Raw genomic sequence first — 16,706 nt, 5'->3', positions numbered from 1 at the left:
CTGGGGCCGCCTTGCAAGTTTGTGGAGTCCCCCGCATGGGCGAAATTCGCAACTTCAGACCCGGAAATCACGATGAGCCGCCGCCGCACAGCGGAATGCCTCGTCGTCTCGCCGCGATCATTGTCGGTGACATCGCCTCCTACAGCCGGTTGATGCAGGCCGACGAGGAAGGCACGCACGCCCGTGTGAAGCGGATCGAGCGCGACATCATCCAGCCCAGCATTATCGAGCACCATGGAAGTCTGGTGAAGACGACCGGCGACGGTTTCATCGCCGTTTTCGACAGTCCCGTGGAAGCCGTTCGATGCAGCATCGTCATCCAGCAGAATCTCGTCGGTCGCAATGCCTCGATTCCCAAGCATTCCCGGCTCGAATATCGGATCGGCGTCAATCTCGGTGACGTCATCGTGGAGCCGGACGACATCTATGGTGACGGCGTCAACATTGCCACGCGTATCGAGGGCATCGCGGAGCCGGGGCAGGTCTATATATCCGGCGCGATCTACGAGCAGATCAAGCACAAGATCGTGTGCGGTTATGAGTCGCTAGGCGACCGCAAGGTCAAGAACATCACCGATCCCGTGCGCGTCTATCGCGTGCTGCCGGATGCAGATGCCGTCGGGCGGACCAGAAGCCGGCGCGAGAACGCGCTGATCTTTTCCCTGGCCATCACGCTGCTTGCCATCGCCGCCGGCGCACTCTGGTATTTGCTGGCACAGCCTCAGGGCAGAGTGGATGAGCGGGTCGCGGCTCCCGCCGCTTCTCCGGCGCCATCCCCGGTCCCGCAATCTCCGCCGCGGGAAGCCGCGACGCAGGCGCCCCAACCATCGCCCTCATTGGCTTCGGCGCCTGCATCGCCGGCGCCGGCGCCCAGCCCGTCCGCGACACCGGTGCGCGAGCCCGAAATGGTCGCCATTCGCGGCGGCAGCTTCGCGATGGGAAGCAACGACGATCCGACCGAACGACCCGTCCACCAGGTCACGATCAAGCCGTTCTCGATCGGAAAATATCCGGTGACGGTGCAGGAGTGGAACGAATGCGCTGCCGCCAAGGCATGCGGATTCACGGCCACCGGCAAGGACGATGCCCCGGTCAGCAATGTGAGCTGGACCGATGCGCAGCAATATGTCGCCTGGCTCGCGCAAGCGACGAAGAAGCCCTACCGGCTTCCGAGCGAAGCCGAATGGGAATATGCGGCGCGCGGCGGAACGCAGACCAAATACTGGTGGGGCGACAAGCTCCGGCCGGGCATGGCCGGGTGCAAGGATTGCGGTGATCTTGCGGCCGAGCAGCCGGCCAAGGTCGGCAGCTTCAAGCCCAATCCATTCGGGCTCTACGACATGGGCGGCGCCATCGATCAGTGGGTCGAGGACTGCTGGCACAGGACCTATCAGGGTGCGCCGAGCGACGGCTCGGCGTGGAGCAGCGCGGACTGCAGCTCTCATGTCCTGCGATCGGGCTCCTGGAAGAACGATTCAAGATATGTCCGGCCGTCAAACCGCGATGGTTACGACACCAATGTTCGTTACCCCACGCATGGATTCCGTGTCGCGCTCAGTCCGTAAGTGCTGGAGTAGATTTGATGAAGATCATGTCCGGTGTCGCGCTGGCGGCCGCGATCGCATTGCTCCCGGGCGCGGCCTACGCACAGGGCAAGACCGCGCCCAAGGACGCCAAGCTCTATTTCATCACGCCGTATGACGGCCAGAAAGTTCGCGGTGGATTCTGGGTCCGGTTCGGCTTGCGCAACATGGGCGTGACGCATGCCGGCGATGACTACCAGAACGCCGGTCATCACCATCTGCTGGTCGACGTCAACGATCCCATCGATCCCAAGGAGCCGATCCCGCAGGACAAGTCGCACCTGCATTTCGGCGCCGGGCAGACCGAAACCATGCTGGACCTTCTGCCGGGAACTCACACCCTGCAGCTGGTGCTCGGCGACGCCAAGCACTATCCGTTCGTACCGCCGATCGTGTCGGAGAAGATCACAATACGCGTCAAGCCGCTTGCTTCAGCGCGGAGTAAATGATCACCGCAGGCTGGCGTTGATCTTGTCCAGCACCGCGGAGCCCGGGCAGAGCGCATCCGCTTCCAGCGCGTTGAGCGGCGTCTCGACCGTGTTGAGGTGCTCGTGCAGGTCTTCGGCATCAGGGTCGACGTACAGAAGCCCGGTGACGATCTGCCCCTTGGCGGCGTGCCTTGCGAGGAAGGTCTGGGCGCCCAGCCGGTCGTGCGGATCGTAGTCCGCTTCGATCTTGCGCAGCGCGATCTTGCTGCCGTCGTGCTGCTCGACCACCTGCACCGTGCCGGGCGCATAGTCCACTGCAATGGGATCGCGCCCGACCAGCACGTCGAGCCGGTTCACGGCATCGTTGTGCTCGCGCACATAGTCGAAACTCTTGGTCGAGCCGGCGTGGTTGTTGAAGGCGATGCAGGGGCTGATGACGTCGATGAAGGAGGCGCCCTTGTGGCCGATCGCGGCTGCGATCAGCGGCACCAGCTGGCTTTTGTCGCCGGAGAACGAGCGCGCGACGAAGGTTGCGCCGAGCTGCAGCGCGATGGCGACGAGGTCGATCGCATTGTCGGTGTTGGTGACGCCCTTCTTGCTCTTCGAGCCGCGGTCGGCGGTGGCCGAAAACTGACCCTTGGTCAGGCCGTAGACGCCGTTGTTTTCGACGATATAGGTCATGTTGACGCCGCGCCGGATCGAATGCGCGAACTGGCCAAAACCGATCGAGGCGGAATCGCCATCGCCCGAGACGCCGAGATAGATCAGGTCGCGGTTGGCGAGATTGGCGCCCGTCAGCACGGATGGCATGCGGCCGTGCACGGAATTGAAGCCGTGCGAATTGCCGAGGAAATAGTCCGGCGTCTTCGACGAGCAGCCGATGCCGGAGATTTTTGCTACCCGATGCGGCTCGATCGAGAGCTCGTAGCAGGCCTCGATGATCGAGGCCGTGATCGAATCGTGGCCGCAGCCCGCGCACAGCGTCGAGATCTTGCCCTCGTAATCGCGATGCGTGTAGCCGAGCGCGTTCTTCTTCAGCCCGGGATGATGGAATTTCGGCTTTGCGATGTAGGTCATGAAAGCACCTGCGATCCCAGGGCCGTCATGGCCGGGCTTGACCCGGCCATCCACGTCTTGGCCGAGAAAAAGAAAGGCGTGGATGCCCGGATCAAGTCCGGGCATGACGACGGAGAGAGCAACGAGTAGGTCATGATACGGCCTTGCGGAGCGGGGTCACCTTCAGGTGGTCCTGGTGGTCGCCAATGGCTTTTGCGATGAATCGGGCCGTGATCGGGGTGCCGTCGTAATGCACGATCGGCACGAGCCGAACGGGATCGATGCCGTTCTCGTTGACGATGAGCTGGCGCAGCTGGCTGTCGCGGTTCTGCTCGACCACGTAGACGAAGTCGTGCTCGGCGAGGAAGCTCGCGACACTGGAGTGGAACGGGAAGGCGCGGATGCGCAGGCGATCGAGCTGATGCCCGCGCGCTTCCAACAGGCCGATCGCTTCATCCATCGCCGGCGAGGTCGAGCCGAAATAGATCACGCCATATTTGGTCGGCCGCTCCGCGTTGGCCTGGAGCGGCCGCGGCACCAGGTCCTGCGCAGTCTCGAACTTGCGCACCAGGCGCTGCATGTTGTCGGCGTAGACGGTGCCCTCCTCGGAGTAGCGCGCATAGCGGTCGCGCGACGTGCCGCGGGTGAAGTAGGAGCCCTTGGTCGGATGCGTGCCGGGATAGGTGCGGTAGGGAATGCCGTCGCCGTCGACGTCGAGATAGCGGCCGAAGTCGCGGCCTTCCTCCAGCATCTCCGCCGTCATGATCTTGCCGCGGTCGTATTGCCTTGCATCGTCCCACTTCAGCGGGCGGCAGAGCCGGTGGTTCATGCCGATGTCGAGGTCGAGCATCAGGAAGATCGTGGTCTGCAGCCGCTCGGCGAGATCGAACGCGGCAGCCGCGAACTCGAACGCCTCGGCCGGGTCCTCCGGGAACAGCAGCACATGCTTGGTGTCGCCATGCGAGGCATAGGCGCAGGCGATGATGTCGCATTGCTGGGTGCGGGTCGGCATGCCCGTGGAGGGGCCGGCGCGCTGGATGTTCATGATCACGGCCGGGATCTCGGCAAAGTACGAGAGGCCGATGAACTCGGTCATCAGCGAAATGCCGGGACCGGATGTCGCGGTGAAGGCGCGCGCGCCGTTCCAGGAGGCGCCGATGACGATGCCGATCGAGGCGAGCTCGTCCTCGCCCTGCACGATCGCGTATTTCGCCTTGCCGGTTTCAGGATCGTGCCGGTACTTCTTGCAATGGGCGGTGAAGGCCTCCGCCACCGAGGATGACGGCGTGATCGGATACCACGCGCAGACGGTGGCACCGCCATAGACGGCGCCGAGCGCCGCGGCGCTGTTGCCCTCGATGAAGATGCGGTCGCCGACCTTGTCGGATTTCTTCACGCGAAGCCCGATCGGGCATTTCAGGTTCTGCAGCGCCCAGTCGCGGCCGAGATGCAGCGCATGGACGTTGGAGGAGAGCAGCTTCTCCTTGCCCTTGTACTGCTCGCCGATCAGCTGCTCGATCAGCTTGGGGTCCATGTCGAGCAGTGCGCTGAGCGCGCCCAAATAAATGATGTTCTTGAACAGCTGGCGCTGCCGCGGATCGGTATAGGTCGAGTTGGTGATCGCGGTCAGCGGCACGCCGATCACGGTGATGTCGTCGCGGAATTTGGTCGACGGCATCGGCTTGGTGGAATCGTAGAACAGGTAGCCACCCGGCTCGATGCCGGCGACGTCCTTGTCCCAGGTCTGCGGGTTCATCGCCACCATCATGTCGACGCCGCCGCGGGCGCCGAGATGGCCGGCTTCCGTCACGCGCACCTCGTACCAGGTCGGCAGGCCCTGGATGTTGGAGGGGAAGATGTTGCGCGGGGACACCGGCACGCCGTGGCGCAGGATCGCGCGCGCGAACATCTCGTTGGCGCTGGCCGAGCCCGAGCCGTTGACGTTGGCGAAGCGGACGACGAAGTCGTTTACGCTGCTGATCGGCTTTTTGTCGGACATGTCGAACCCGCGTGAGTCATCTCGATGAAGTATTTCTGCATGTCCCAGGCGCCGGTGGGACAGCGCTCGGCGCACAGCCCGCAATGCAGGCAGACGTCCTCGTCCTTTACCATCACGCGCCCGGTCTTCAGATCCGAGGAGACGTAGAGGTCCTGGTCCGGATGCAGCGAAGGCGCCTTCAGGCGCTGGCGCAGATCGCTTTCCTCGCCGTTATCAGTGAAGGTGATGCAATCCATCGGACAGATGTCGGCGCAGGCGTCGCACTCGATGCAGAGCGAGGTCGAGAACACGGTCTGCACGTCGCAGTTCAGGCAGCGATGGGCTTCGCCGAGCGCGAGCTTGACGTCATAGCCGAGCTCGACCTCGGCGCGGATGTCCTTCAGCGCAACGACCTTGTCGCGATGCGGCACCTTGTAGCGCTTGTCGGGCGAGATGTCGTTGTCGTAGCTCCATTCGTGGATGCCCATCTTCTGCGAGGAGATTTGCACCTCCGGCAGCGGCCGTTCGTCGATCGCCTCGCCCGAGAGCATCTTGTGGATCGACAGCGCGGCGTCATGGCCGTGCGCGACCGCCCAGATGATGTTCTTCGGGCCGAACGCGGCGTCGCCGCCGAAGAAGACTTTCGGGTTGGTCGAGGCGAAGGTCTTCGGATCGACCTTGGGCATGTGCCATTTGTCGAACTCGATGCCGCAATCCTGCTCGATCCAGGGGAAGGCGTTCTCCTGGCCGACCGCGACCAGCACGTCGTCGCAGGGAATGGTCTGATCGGGATCGCCCGAAGGCACCAGATTGCGACGGCCCTTGGCGTCGTATTCGGCTTTGACGTGCTGGAAGGTGACACCGATCAGCTTGCCGGCGACATGCCTGAATGCCACCGGGACCATGTAGTTGAGGATCGGGATGTCCTCGTGGATCGCGTCTTCCTTCTCCCAGGGCGAGGCCTTCATCTCGTCGAAGCCGGAACGCACGACCACCGTGACTTTCTCGCCGCCGAGCCGGCGTGCGGTGCGGCAGCAGTCCATCGCGGTGTTGCCTCCGCCGAGCACGATGACGCGCTTGCCGATCTTGTCGACATGGCCGAACGACACGTTGGCCAGCCATTCGATGCCGATATGAATGTTGCTAGCTGCCTCTTTCCGGCCGGGAATGTCGAGCTCGCGGCCGCGCGGCGCGCCGGAGCCGACGAAGATCGCGTCGTATTTCTCGGCGAGCAGCGCCTTCATGCTGTCGATGCGGTGACCGCCTTTGAACTCGACGCCGAGGTTCAGGATGTAACCGGTCTCCTCGTCGATGACGGAATTGGGCAGGCGGAATTTCGGGATCTGCGTGCGCATCATGCCGCCGGCTTCGGGATCGGCATCGAACACGGTGCAGTGATAGCCAAGCGGCGCGAGATCGCGCGCCACCGTCAGCGAAGCGGGACCGCCGCCGACCAGCGCGACGCGCTTGCCGTTCTTCGGACCGGGCTTCGGCAGCCGCTGCCTGATGTCGTCCTTGAAGTCGGCGGCGACGCGCTTGAGGCGGCAGATCGCAACAGGGTTTTCCTCGACCCGTCCGCGCCGGCACGCCGGCTCGCATGGACGATCGCACGTGCGTCCCAAAATTCCGGGAAACACGTTCGACTTCCAATTGATCATGTAGGCGTCGCTGTAGCGGCCTTGGGCGATCAGTCGGATGTATTCGGGAACCGGAGTGTGCGCAGGACAGGCCCATTGGCAATCGACCACTTTGTGAAAGTAGTCGGGGGCCGCGATATCGGTCGGTTTCATTCCTACCCTGTCCGCGCAGGCCCAAAGACCCCGCGGCCTTTTTCGTTGAGCTTGGCGAGCGCTTAACGCGCTTCGATCTGGTTTCTGAATGACGTCATTGGGTTAGCTTATTAGAACCGTTCCGAAGTACAACGGCAAATTTGCGCGAGTCCCCGCTTTCATGGGAGCTACGCGCAGACAGCATTAATGACCGCACGCGATGCGGGTGCGCTGCAACAATGTGCAACGCAGCTTACGCCGGCACACGCTGCAGCTCGGCAATCAGCACCTTGATCTTGGACAGATTGGCGCGGTGATGCGGAAACGAAGCAAAGACGTTAATGGCTGGCAGCCCCGATTCCGGGAGCAGCTCGGCGAGCTTGCCGGATGCGATGTCCTCGCGCGCCAGAAAGGAGGGCAGGATGGCAACGCCCGCGCCTTCCAGTGTCATGGACCGCACCGCCATCATGTCGCTGGCGATGATGCGCGGCGAGATCTCGATCTCGATCAGATCGCCTGACCATTCGAACCGCCATCTGCTGCGCGGCGCATAGGTGCGCAGCACGATGCTGCTGTGATCGACGAGGTCCTGAGGCCGCTCGATCGGTTTGTGCTTCGCCACATATTCTGGCGCGGCGCAGACATGCAGCGTGTAACGGTCGATACGTTGCGAGACCAGGCCCGTCTGCGTCGGCTCAGCGTTGCGGATGGCGAGGTCAAAGCCCTCCTCGAGGATGTCCGCATAGCGATCTGACAGGTCGAGCTCGAAGCGCAAACGCGGATAGCGTTGTGCCAGCACTGCGACCCGCGGCAGCACCATGGTGCGGCCGTAGGCTGTCGGCATGGTGACACGCAGCACGCCTTCCGGCTCGGAGCCTTCGGACTGCACGCGACCCTCAGCGTCTGCAAGCCGCGTCAGCACGTCGCGCAGGTTGCTTGCGAAGGCGAGGCCAGCCTCGGTCAGGGTGATGCGACGGGTGGTACGCTCGACCAGGCGTTTGCCGAGTCGCGTTTCCAGCGCGGAGATTCGGCGGCTGATGGTGGATTGTGTGACGCCGAGCTCGCGCGCCGCTGCGCCGAAGCCGCCGCGGTCGACAACGGCGAGAAAGGCCTCGGCCTCCGAAAAGCTGGCTCTATTCATGCGTCCTGCGGATTTATGATATCGACACTATATCATATTCATCCGCCGACGGACATAATAACCCAGTGCAGTCGCTCATCTTCGAGGCTGCATCACATGACGCCCGTCACCCAAGCCATTCTGGAGCGCCGCTCGGCGCGCGCTTTCCTGAGCCGGCCGGTCCCCGCCGGCTTGATCCGTGAAATTCTCGACATCGCCCGCCGCACCGCCTCCAGCAGCAACATGCAGCCTTGGCGCCTTGCCGTGATGGCCGGTCCCGACCTCGACGCGCTGCGGGGTGCAGTGCGCCAGAGCCTTGCGGCAAATCCCGCCGCTGAAGGCTCCGAGTACAAGATCTATGCGACCAACCTGAAGGATCCCTACAATCGCCGCCGCATCAAATGCGCCGAGGATCTTTACGGCACCATCGGCATTCCCCGCGAGAACAAGACGGCGCGGCTGATGCAGTTTGCGCGTAACTTCGATTTTTACGGCGCGCCTGTCGGCATGATCCTGTCGATCGACCGCAGCATGGAGCACGGGCAGTGGGCCGACGTCGGGATGTTCCTGCAGTCGATCCTGCTGCTCGCCCACGAACGCGGTCTTGCGGCCTGTCCGCAGGCGGCATGGGCGGCAATGCACAGGACGGTGCGTGCGCACCTTTCCCTGCCGGAAGAATTCATCGTGTTCTGCGGCGTCTCGCTCGGCTATGCCGATCCGTCGCAACCGATCAACAGCCTCGTCACCGAGCGCGCGGCGCTGGAGGAGATCGCGGAGCTGCGCGGATTTGCGCCGGACGCTGCCATGACGGCGTGACCGCGCTAGCCGGGCGGGTCATTCTTCGCGAGGTCCCACATCAGGCAATAGGTGCCGACGGAGATGGGCAGCGGGAAGGGCGCCGCAGCCGGGCCGGTGAAGCGCTCGGCGATGACGGCGGAGACCGCATTGACATGCGTGCCGTCGATCAGCACGAACCAGTCGCGCGCACCCTCGTTGCGCGCCGCCGGAATTCCCGCGGTCGCGCCCGACAATTCCGGCTCGCTTTCCAGTAGATGCATCGAGATGATGCCATCGCACCTCTCCGGCACGAGCTTCTCTTGCAGTGCATCACGCCAGGACGCGGCATTATCAGGCGTCGGCCGCAGCCGCACCATGCCGAGCGCAGCCCCGCGTCCGGTGCCCTTGCTGACGGTGATGCGCGCGACCACGCGCAGCATGTCCTTGAAGCGCGCCATGGTCTGCCGCGACCAGTCGGTCGGGTTCGCGAGGCGCGCCTTGTAGGCGGGACTGTCGAGCACCTCTAGCGCCGCGGTCGAATACAGGCACAGATATTTGGGATTGGCAGCATGCGCGACATAGCGCCGCGCTTCGAGAAACCCGTCGATCGCGACGCGCTCTTCCAGATGCTCGCGATCGTACCAGCGGTTGAAATCGGCCTCATCGGCTGCGTCGATGTTCATCGACGTCAGCAGCATGCCCTTTCCGGCGAGCGGCATTGTTCTTGTCCTCTCATCGCCCGATCTTCGACGCGAGGTCCGCGATCGACTTCATGACCGCGTCCCTCACGCCGCCATCATAGAGCGAATGCCCGGCTTCTTCCACGATGCGAAGCTCGGAACCGGGCCAGACCTTCGCAAGGGCCTGGGATGTCGCGGGAGGACACAAGAGATCATAGCGACCCTGCACGATAATGCCGGGAATGCCGGCGAGTCTGCCCGCATTCTGCAGCAGCTGGTCGGCGGTCATGAAGCTGTCGTTGATGAAATAATGCGCTTCCATGAACGGGGTTGCCGGCAACGTGCGCCAGACGTTCAGCGCGGCGAGGTCGAGCCGCGTCCGTGCGGGCTTGTGCTCGGACAAGATGCGCTCGGTGTCGTGCCAGGCCTTCGCCGCCGGGCCATGCACGGCAGGGTCGGCATCGAGGATGCGGCGCCAATAGGCGTCCACCGGCCGCTCGCGCTCGTCGGGCGGCAGCACGCTGAGGAAATCCTCGTACAGCGCCGGATGGAATTGCGACAGGCGCGAGGTGAAGGCCGTCTCGACCTCGGCCCGCGTGCCGAGAAACGTCGCGCGCAGCGCAATCCCCGAGACGCGCTCGGGATGCGCCTCGGCGTAAGCCAGCGCCAGCGTCGCGCCCCAGGAGCCGCCGACCACCATCCAGCGTTCGAAGCCGAACATTTCGCGGATCCTTTCCATGTCCCCGATCAGGTGCGCAATGGTGTTGTGCTCGCGCGATCCCTTGGGCCGGCTGCGGCCGCAGCCGCGCTGGTCGAACAGCACGGCGCAGAAGCGGTCGGGATCGAACAGCCGGCGATGGTCGGGCTGGCAGCCGCTGCCGGGGCCGCCGTGCAGATAGACCGCAGGGATGCCGTCGCTGCGGCCGACACTCTCGACATAGAGTTCATGGCCGTCGCCGACATCGATCAGGTCGGAGGTCAGCGGCGCAAAGGGATCGGCGCGTTTGACGGAAGCGGCCGCGTCGGCGTCAGGTCCCATTCTCGGATTCCAGGGTGCCGCCGGCGAAGTTGCGGTAGACGAAACGGCTGGTCTCGCCCTCGGCCTCGGCTTCGGCCTGCTTGAAGATCGTCTCGTGCAGCGGCGACAGCGCGCAGGCCGGGTCGGTGTTGGCGGCGTCCCCGGTCAGCGCGAAGGCCTGGCAGCGGCAGCCGCCGAAATCGATCTCGCGGAACTCGCAAGTCCTGCACGGCTCCTTCATCCAGCCGGTGCCGCGATAGCGGTTGAAGGCCTCCGAGTTCTGCCAGATCCAGGCGATCGAATGGTTGGAGCGCACGGATTCGAAATCGAGCCCGGTGATGCTCTCGGCGGCATGGCAGGGCAGTACCTTGCCGGCGGGCGAGATGTTGAAGAACTGCCGGCCCCAGCCGCCCATGCATTTCTTCGGCCGCAGCGCGTAGTAGTCAGGCACGACATAGTCGATCGTCAGCCGGCCCTTCAGCCGCTCGCGCGCCTCCTCGACGATGGCCGTGCATTCCTCTAACTGCGCCACGGTCGGCATCAAGGCGGCGCGGTTCTTCAGCGCCCAGCCGTAATATTGCACATTGGCGACCTCGAGCCGGTCGGCGTCGAGATCGAGCGCCATCTGGATGACCTCGGGCAGCTGATGCAGGTTCTGCCGGTGCATCACCGCGTTCACGGTGAGCGGCAGGTCGAGCTCGCGCGTCCATTTCGCGACATCGAGCTTCTTGCGGTGGCCGCCCTTGTAGCCGGCGACGCGATCGGCGAGACCTTCCTCGATGCCCTGGAAGGATATCTGCACATGGCAGAGCCCGGCATCTGCGAGATCGCTGAGCTTCTCGCGCGTCAGCAGTACGGCGGACGTGATGAGATTGGTATAGAGCCCGGCGTCGCTGGCATGCTTGACCAGCTCGACGAGATCTTTCCGCGCCGTCGGCTCCCCGCCGGAAAAATGCACCTGGAGCACGCCGATCTCGGCGAGCTCGCTCAGCACCTTCTTCCACTCGTCCGTCGTCAGCTCCTTGCCCGAACGGTCGAGCTCGACCGGGTTGGAGCAATAGGGACATTGCAGCGGACAGCGATGCGTGATCTCGAGCAGCACCGCGAGCGGGATGCCGAACGTCTCGGCCGTCGAGCGCTGCTTCTCCAGCACCGCGAGACTGTCGCTGGGCGGGATGGTCACGTCGCTCATGACGTCTTCTCCCTGATCTCGGTAAGAAAGCCCTTGTCGGCGAGATCCTGCAGCATGGCGATGACGTCGGCCAGGATCGCCTCGCGCGGCGCGGCATATTTGGCGGCGAGCTGATCGGCGACCTCGCCAATATTGCGCTCGCCATTGCAGAGCTGCAAGACCTCCACCGCGATCTCGTCCGGCGCCAGCACGCGCTCCGGCGCCAGGATCACCCAGACCTTGCGGGTCTCGTCATACTTGAGCTTGGCATGCCGCGGCAGCACGGGGCGGCTCGCCTCGCTGACGCTGATGTGACGCGGCCCGGCCATCGCTCTTCCTCTTCAGCTCGCCTTCCTAGTTTCTTTGGGCACGAACGCGCCCGGCGGAATGTGGCCCTCGACATAGGCGTGCTGCAGCGCATCCAGCTGCACCCATAGCACGTTGGTCTTGAAGATCAGCGCATTGCAGACCTGCGCGCGCTGCTCCGGCGTTGTGGCGTGCGTCTTGACGTATTGAAGCGCGAAATTGGCATCGCGCGGCGCCTGGGTCAGGCGACGCTTGAAGTAGCTCATGATGTCGGGGTTGACGAAGTCGTAGTGCTCCAGCATGCCGGCGATGCGCTCTTCATGCAGGTTGGGCGCGAACAGCTCGGTCAGCGAGGAGGCGATCGCCTCCAGCGGGCTTTTTTCGCGGCAGTAATGCACATAAGCTTCGACGGCGAAGCGCGTCGCCGGCAAGATGCCTTCGGTGGATTCCACGTAAGCGGTGTCGAGCCCGAGGCCTTCGGTCAGCTTGATCCAGCGCTCGATGCCGCCTTCGCTGCCGACATCGCCGTCATGGTCCTCGATGCGATGGCGCCATTCCAGGCGCGTGGCGCGGTCGCGAAAGCGGGAGATCACCACCGCGTCCTTGATCGGGATCGTGCTCTGGTAATAGTAGCGATTGAGCGCCCAGGCCTGCACCTGGCCCTTGTTCAGCTTGCCTCCATGCAGCAGCTTATGAAACGGATGCAGGCTGTGATAGCGCGTGGCGCCAATGTGGCGCAGCGCCGCCTCCAGCTCCTCGGCCGAGTTGAGCCGGATGTCCCTGCCGATCGAGAGTGCGGTCATTCCAGTCAGTGATGCGGCGTTCACAGCACGATCTCCGTTCCATCCGCGGGTATCTGCCAGCCCGCCTCCTCAGTGATCTTGCGCTCGGGCGAGCCGGGCAGCAGCGCCGGATTCGAGTTATTGATATGCAGAAACAGCTTCCTGTCGATATTCAGGTCGGCCAGCCGCGCGATGGCGCCGTCCTCCCCGGACATCGCGACATGGCCCATGCTCTTGCCGGTCTTGTGGCCGAGGCCGGCCCTGATCATCTCGTCGTCGCGCCAGACCGTACCGTCGAAGAACACCAGTGAAGCGCCGTCGATCTCGGCCTTGAGCGCGTCGGTCACTTCGGCGCAGGCGGCGATGAAATAGAAGAACTTGCCGGTGGCCTTGTCGGTGATCTTCAGGCCCAGCGTATCGCCGTCGCCGCTCTCGCCGCCCGGATGCACCTTGCCTTCGAGATACCAGGCCGACTTGCCCGGCACGGCAAAGGGCAGCACCTCGAGCCCTGAGCGCGTGCCGTCCGGCAGCCGCGGCTCGAACGGCTCGCGGGTTGCGATCGGCTGGCGTCGCACGTTTTTCTCGTTCAGCACGTTGAAGATGCTGTTGCTGGCAAGGATCGCCAGCACCTTCTCGTGCGCATAGACCGTGAAGGGCGAGCCTTCGCGCATCGACAAGAGGCCGGCCACGGCATCGACTTCGCTGTTGGTCAAGATCACGCCCGCAATCGGCGTGTGGCGCAGCGCGCCCGTCCTGGGGTGCAGCTGCGGCGTGGCATTCAATTGCTGGCGGAGATCGGGAGAGGCGTTGATCAGGAACCAATGCTCGCCGTCGCCGCTGAAGGCGACCGAGGCCTGGGTTCGATGAAGCTCATGTCCATTCGCACGAGCCGCGCGGCAGCCTTCGCAGCCGCAATTCCACTGCGGAACTCCGCCGCCGGCCCCGGCGCCCAGGACGACGACGCGAAGCATGATCCGTCTCCTGGAGGCGAATTGGCGAGGTGGATCTCAGGCCGAGACAGTTTCGGACGAGGTTTCTGTCTGCCGGAAACCTATCGTGGCCGAAAGAACCACCTGCGCAAAACGCGATCTCACCAGCCGCTTACTTGCGGGTGGCGCTCACATACATGTTGATTTCCATGCCGCAGGGCACTTCGACGATCTTCGGGGCTTTCCAGGCCATTTGGCTCTCCATTTTCGCGAATTCGGACGCGTCCGTCCGCAGATAAATTAGTGCGGGCGGCAAAGTTCGCCAGTGAAATTTTCCCGACCTAGGTAGTAGGCTGGGGGGAATTGTTGCGCTGCAAAGATGGCGCATTGCGGCCGCAAAGACGAGCGGGTCAGATCCGCAAAATTGCCGATAGGTCGTGATCCCTGTCGGGATAAACCAGTTGTGAGTATGGACCGGCTTCTCATCGGACGACCCCATTGGATCAGGCATGCCCAGATATTTCTTCAACACCCGCATCGGCGACGAACTAATCGTGGATCCTGACGGCGAGGACCTGCGCAACCCGGATCGCGCCTGGGAGGTTGCGCGCCAGATGATCCTCGAGGTCGTAAAGTCGGAAGGAACCCAGCCGGCGCTGCTGGAAGCCGTCATCGAGGTCACCGACGCCGACGGCGAGATCGTGCTGGAGTTTCCCTTCACCGAGGCGCTGCTCGATATGCCGGATCAGTCCGCGACGAGGCATTAGCATCCTCAGTTTGTCTTCGTCATTCCGGGGCGATGCGAAGCATCGAACCCGGAATCTCGAGATTCCGGGTCTGGTCCTTCGGACCATCCCGGAATGACGAGCGACAATTTTGCCCCGCGAAATCCGCATGGCTTTGCCGCGTTCCCGGCGCTAAAAGACGCCGGTCATACGGAGCAACCCATGCAAGATCTCTGGCGCCTGTCGGCCGCCGACCTCGCCACCCTCGTCAGGTCCAAAAAGGTGTCCGCCAGGGAGGCCGCCAAGGCCGGTCTCGCGCGGCTCGATGCCGTCAATCCCCAGCTCAACGCGGTGATCGATCACCGGCCGGAGGACGTGCTCGAGCAAGCCGATGCCGTCGATGCCGCCATTGCCAGGGGTGAGGACCCCGGCGTCCTCGCCGGCGTGCCCGTTACCATCAAGGCCAATGTCGACCAGGAAGGCTTTGCCACCACCAACGGCCTCAAGCTCCAGCGCGACCTGATCGCGCGCGAGGACAATCCGGTGGTCGCCAATTTCCGCAAAGCCGGCGCCATTCTGCTCGGCCGCACCAATTGCCCGGCCTTCTCCTATCGCTGGTTCACCACCAATCTCATCCACGGCGACACCAAGAACCCCCGCGACGCTTCGCTGACGCCGGGCGGCTCCTCCGGCGGCGCCGGCTCGGCGGTCGCGGCCGGCATCGGCCACATCGCCCATGGCACCGACATCGCCGGCTCGATCCGCTATCCCGCCTATGCCTGCGGCGTGCACGGCCTGCGCCCGACGCTCGGCCGCATTCCCGCCTTCAACCCCGCGCTGCCTGAGCGGCCGATCGGACCGCAGATCATGGCGGTCTCCGGCCCGCTGGCGCGCACCGTCGACGATCTCAGGATTTCGCTCGAGGCGATGTCGGCCCGCGACATCCGCGATCCCTGGTTCGCCCCGGTGCCGCTGCAGGGACCGACCCGCGACAAGCGCGCCGCACTCTGCCTCAATCCGGGCGGCCTTGCCACCGCGCCGGAGGTAAAGGCCGCGGTGAGCGATGCCGGCAAGCGGCTGGAGCGCGCCGGCTGGACCGTCGATGTGATCGAGGACACGCCGCCGATGCGCGAGGCGGTCGAGTGGCAGATCAAGCTCTGGCTCGGCGACGGCTATGAGGCGCAACTTGAGATGGCCGAGCGCGAGGGCGATCCCGGCGCGCTGGCGTGCCTGCGCGGCAACCGCAATCGAGTTACGCCGATGGATCAGGCCAATTACGCCAAGGCGCTGACTCGGCGCGCGACGCTGACGCGCGAATGGATGCTGTTCTTCGAAAAATATGCCGTGCTGCTGACGCCGGTCTCCGGCGAATTGCCGTTCCCGGACCATCTCGACCGCAAGGACGAGGACTCCTTCAAGCGCGTTTGGGAAGCGCAGCTGCCGCAGATCGCGATTCCCTTCATGGGACTGCCGGGCCTCGTCGTCTCCACCGGTCTCGTTGGCAAGGCGCCGGTCGGCGTGCACATCGTCTCGGGCCGCTATCGCGAGGATCTGTGCCTGCTCGCGGGCGAAGCGATCGAGGCCGGCGGCGTGCCGCCGTCGCCGATCGATCCCGTGGGCTAGCGATGACCGATATCTACGACTTCAAGGCCAACTCGCTCGCCGGCGAGGAGGTGCCGATGCGGCGTTTCGAGGGGCAGGTGCTCTTGATCGTCAACACCGCGAGCAAATGCGGCTTCACGCCGCAATATCGCGGCCTCGAGGAGCTCTATCGCGACCTCGCCCCGCGCGGCTTCTCGGTGCTCGGCTTTCCCTGCAACCAGTTCGGCGCGCAGGAGCCGGGGCAGGCAAGCGAGATCCAGGAATTCTGCTCGACCCAGTACGACGTCACCTTTCCCCTGTTCGAGAAGATCGACGTCAACGGGCCGAAGGCGCATCCGTTGTATGAGTACCTGAAACGCCAGCAATCCGGACTTCTCGGCGCCGCCATCAAATGGAATTTCACCAAATTCCTGGTGGACCGTAAGGGGCGCGTGGTCGCGCGCTACGCGCCGACCGCGCGGCCCGAAGGATTGCGCAATCAAATCGAAACATTGTTGTGAGCGAGACAATCATGAGCGACGAATTTCCGGACCGCCTGTCGGTCGACCCGAACAGCCCCTATTACAACGCGGAGATCCTGGCGCGCGACGTCGGCATCCGCTTCAAGGGCATCGAGAAGACCAATGTCGAGGAGTACTGCATCAGCGAAGGCTGGGTCCGCGTCACCGCCGGCAACGCCAAGGACCGTTACGGCAACCCGCTGACCATCAAGGTGCACGGCCCGGTCGAGCCGTATTTCAGGGATAAGAAATAGGCGCCTTTCGCCCCACACTCTGTCGTCA

The 16,706-nt window shown here is 64.1% G+C and carries 18 protein-coding genes; 7 read left to right on the top strand and 11 right to left on the bottom strand.

All coding sequences use genetic code 11. The features are described 5' to 3' along the window. Window positions 1-35: 35 nt before the first annotated feature. A complete protein-coding gene (locus tag HZZ13_RS28250) occupies window positions 36-1,565 on the top strand; it encodes an SUMF1/EgtB/PvdO family nonheme iron enzyme (RefSeq protein WP_197962803.1) in 1,530 nt (509 codons plus the stop codon). A 17-nt stretch (window positions 1,566-1,582) separates the two neighbouring features. Beyond that, window positions 1,583-2,032 carry a DUF4399 domain-containing protein gene (locus tag HZZ13_RS28245; RefSeq protein ID WP_197962802.1) on the top strand — a complete coding sequence of 150 codons (450 nt, stop codon included), beginning with the start codon at window positions 1,583-1,585 and terminating at the stop codon, window positions 2,030-2,032. Here HZZ13_RS28245 and HZZ13_RS28240 read toward each other — a convergent pair whose 3' ends face one another. The 4 genes from HZZ13_RS28240 to HZZ13_RS28225 form a co-directional block, all read right to left on the bottom strand. Beyond that, on the bottom strand, window positions 2,033-3,088 hold the full coding sequence (locus HZZ13_RS28240) for a 2-oxoacid:ferredoxin oxidoreductase subunit beta (RefSeq protein ID WP_197962801.1): 1,056 nt from the start codon (window positions 3,086-3,088) through the stop codon (window positions 2,033-2,035). Window positions 3,089-3,218: 130 nt separating this feature from the next. Next, window positions 3,219-5,066: a 2-oxoacid:acceptor oxidoreductase subunit alpha gene (locus tag HZZ13_RS28235; RefSeq protein WP_197962800.1), complete on the bottom strand. Its 1,848-nt coding sequence runs from the start codon at window positions 5,064-5,066 to the stop codon at window positions 3,219-3,221. Further along, complete coding sequence (locus HZZ13_RS28230; RefSeq protein ID WP_197962799.1) at window positions 5,036-6,835, bottom strand: FAD-dependent oxidoreductase; 1,800 nt, start codon at window positions 6,833-6,835, stop codon at window positions 5,036-5,038. The genes HZZ13_RS28235 and HZZ13_RS28230 overlap by 31 nt, the downstream gene beginning before the upstream one ends. 232 nt (window positions 6,836-7,067) lie before the next feature. Next, a complete protein-coding gene (locus HZZ13_RS28225) occupies window positions 7,068-7,955 on the bottom strand; it encodes a LysR family transcriptional regulator (protein ID WP_197962798.1) in 888 nt (295 codons plus the stop codon). Between the two features lie 96 nt (window positions 7,956-8,051). On the opposite strand from HZZ13_RS28225, the gene HZZ13_RS28220 reads away from it, so the two are divergent. Beyond that, on the top strand, window positions 8,052-8,750 hold the full coding sequence (locus HZZ13_RS28220) for a nitroreductase (RefSeq protein WP_197962797.1): 699 nt from the start codon (window positions 8,052-8,054) through the stop codon (window positions 8,748-8,750). A 5-nt stretch (window positions 8,751-8,755) separates the two neighbouring features. Here the strand turns inward: HZZ13_RS28220 and HZZ13_RS28215 are convergent, their stop codons facing one another. The 7 genes from HZZ13_RS28215 to pqqA all read right to left on the bottom strand — a co-directional run bounded on the left by HZZ13_RS28215 (window position 8,756) and on the right by pqqA (window position 13,850). Next, window positions 8,756-9,430 (bottom strand): DUF4286 family protein, encoded by a 675-nt coding sequence (locus HZZ13_RS28215; RefSeq protein WP_197962796.1) that lies wholly within the window; start codon window positions 9,428-9,430, stop codon window positions 8,756-8,758. A gap of 13 nt (window positions 9,431-9,443) precedes the next feature. After that, window positions 9,444-10,430, bottom strand: coding sequence for a prolyl aminopeptidase (pip, locus tag HZZ13_RS28210; RefSeq protein ID WP_197962795.1), 987 nt, complete (start codon window positions 10,428-10,430; stop codon window positions 9,444-9,446). Continuing rightward, window positions 10,420-11,601, bottom strand: a complete 1,182-nt coding sequence (gene pqqE, locus HZZ13_RS28205) for a pyrroloquinoline quinone biosynthesis protein PqqE (RefSeq protein WP_197962794.1) — start codon at window positions 11,599-11,601, stop codon at window positions 10,420-10,422. Before pqqE ends, pip begins: the two co-directional genes overlap by 11 nt. Then, entirely contained in the window at window positions 11,598-11,909 is a 312-nt protein-coding gene (pqqD, locus tag HZZ13_RS28200; protein ID WP_197962793.1) for a pyrroloquinoline quinone biosynthesis peptide chaperone PqqD, read from the bottom strand. Before pqqD ends, pqqE begins: the two co-directional genes overlap by 4 nt. A gap of 12 nt (window positions 11,910-11,921) precedes the next feature. After that, window positions 11,922-12,689 (bottom strand): pyrroloquinoline-quinone synthase PqqC, encoded by a 768-nt coding sequence (gene pqqC, locus HZZ13_RS28195; protein ID WP_210349511.1) that lies wholly within the window; start codon window positions 12,687-12,689, stop codon window positions 11,922-11,924. Window positions 12,690-12,709: 20 nt separating this feature from the next. Then, entirely contained in the window at window positions 12,710-13,639 is a 930-nt protein-coding gene (gene pqqB / locus HZZ13_RS28190; protein ID WP_197962791.1) for a pyrroloquinoline quinone biosynthesis protein PqqB, read from the bottom strand. A gap of 130 nt (window positions 13,640-13,769) precedes the next feature. Beyond that, complete coding sequence (gene pqqA / locus HZZ13_RS28185) at window positions 13,770-13,850, bottom strand: pyrroloquinoline quinone precursor peptide PqqA (RefSeq protein ID WP_007595659.1); 81 nt, start codon at window positions 13,848-13,850, stop codon at window positions 13,770-13,772. A 256-nt stretch (window positions 13,851-14,106) separates the two neighbouring features. Here pqqA and HZZ13_RS28180 point away from each other — a divergent pair, with 256 nt between their 5' ends. From HZZ13_RS28180 to HZZ13_RS28165, 4 genes are all read left to right on the top strand, one after another. Next, window positions 14,107-14,364, top strand: a complete 258-nt coding sequence (locus HZZ13_RS28180) for a DUF6894 family protein (protein ID WP_036007354.1) — start codon at window positions 14,107-14,109, stop codon at window positions 14,362-14,364. Window positions 14,365-14,544: 180 nt separating this feature from the next. After that, a complete protein-coding gene (locus HZZ13_RS28175; RefSeq protein WP_197962790.1) occupies window positions 14,545-15,945 on the top strand; it encodes an amidase family protein in 1,401 nt (466 codons plus the stop codon). A 2-nt stretch (window positions 15,946-15,947) separates the two neighbouring features. Next, entirely contained in the window at window positions 15,948-16,424 is a 477-nt protein-coding gene (locus HZZ13_RS28170; RefSeq protein ID WP_197962789.1) for a glutathione peroxidase, read from the top strand. A gap of 11 nt (window positions 16,425-16,435) precedes the next feature. After that, the gene (locus HZZ13_RS28165) at window positions 16,436-16,678 is read left to right on the top strand and encodes a DUF3297 family protein (protein WP_197962788.1); all 243 of its coding nucleotides are present in this window, start codon (window positions 16,436-16,438) and stop codon (window positions 16,676-16,678) included. Window positions 16,679-16,706 lie beyond the last annotated feature (28 nt).

The sequence above is a fragment of the Bradyrhizobium agreste genome (assembly GCF_016031625.1).
GTDB classification, from domain to species: domain Bacteria; phylum Pseudomonadota; class Alphaproteobacteria; order Rhizobiales; family Xanthobacteraceae; genus Bradyrhizobium; species Bradyrhizobium agreste.
The sequence above is the reverse complement of the archived record's forward strand: the minus strand, read 5'-3'. Positions and strand labels throughout refer to the sequence as shown.

Excerpts from the sequence above, each read along its gene's own strand:
- pqqE (WP_197962794.1), bottom strand. The coding sequence starts at position 11,601 with ATGAGCGACGTGACCATCCCGCCCAGCGACAGTCTCGCGGTGCTGGAG.
- pip (WP_197962795.1), bottom strand. The coding sequence starts at position 10,430 with ATGGGACCTGACGCCGACGCGGCCGCTTCCGTCAAACGCGCCGATCCC.
- pqqD (WP_197962793.1), bottom strand. The coding sequence starts at position 11,909 with ATGGCCGGGCCGCGTCACATCAGCGTCAGCGAGGCGAGCCGCCCCGTG.
- HZZ13_RS28250 (WP_197962803.1), top strand. The coding sequence starts at position 36 with ATGGGCGAAATTCGCAACTTCAGACCCGGAAATCACGATGAGCCGCCG.
- HZZ13_RS28215 (WP_197962796.1), bottom strand. The coding sequence starts at position 9,430 with ATGCCGCTCGCCGGAAAGGGCATGCTGCTGACGTCGATGAACATCGAC.
- HZZ13_RS28220 (WP_197962797.1), top strand. The coding sequence starts at position 8,052 with ATGACGCCCGTCACCCAAGCCATTCTGGAGCGCCGCTCGGCGCGCGCT.
- HZZ13_RS28180 (WP_036007354.1), top strand. The coding sequence starts at position 14,107 with ATGCCCAGATATTTCTTCAACACCCGCATCGGCGACGAACTAATCGTG.
- HZZ13_RS28170 (WP_197962789.1), top strand. The coding sequence starts at position 15,948 with ATGACCGATATCTACGACTTCAAGGCCAACTCGCTCGCCGGCGAGGAG.
- pqqB (WP_197962791.1), bottom strand. The coding sequence starts at position 13,639 with ATGCTTCGCGTCGTCGTCCTGGGCGCCGGGGCCGGCGGCGGAGTTCCG.
- HZZ13_RS28230 (WP_197962799.1), bottom strand. The coding sequence starts at position 6,835 with ATGAAACCGACCGATATCGCGGCCCCCGACTACTTTCACAAAGTGGTC.
- HZZ13_RS28245 (WP_197962802.1), top strand. The coding sequence starts at position 1,583 with ATGAAGATCATGTCCGGTGTCGCGCTGGCGGCCGCGATCGCATTGCTC.
- pqqA (WP_007595659.1), bottom strand. The coding sequence starts at position 13,850 with ATGGCCTGGAAAGCCCCGAAGATCGTCGAAGTGCCCTGCGGCATGGAA.
- HZZ13_RS28235 (WP_197962800.1), bottom strand. The coding sequence starts at position 5,066 with ATGTCCGACAAAAAGCCGATCAGCAGCGTAAACGACTTCGTCGTCCGC.
- pqqC (WP_210349511.1), bottom strand. The coding sequence starts at position 12,689 with ATGACCGCACTCTCGATCGGCAGGGACATCCGGCTCAACTCGGCCGAG.
- HZZ13_RS28240 (WP_197962801.1), bottom strand. The coding sequence starts at position 3,088 with ATGACCTACATCGCAAAGCCGAAATTCCATCATCCCGGGCTGAAGAAG.
- HZZ13_RS28175 (WP_197962790.1), top strand. The coding sequence starts at position 14,545 with ATGCAAGATCTCTGGCGCCTGTCGGCCGCCGACCTCGCCACCCTCGTC.
- HZZ13_RS28165 (WP_197962788.1), top strand. The coding sequence starts at position 16,436 with ATGAGCGACGAATTTCCGGACCGCCTGTCGGTCGACCCGAACAGCCCC.
- HZZ13_RS28225 (WP_197962798.1), bottom strand. The coding sequence starts at position 7,955 with ATGAATAGAGCCAGCTTTTCGGAGGCCGAGGCCTTTCTCGCCGTTGTC.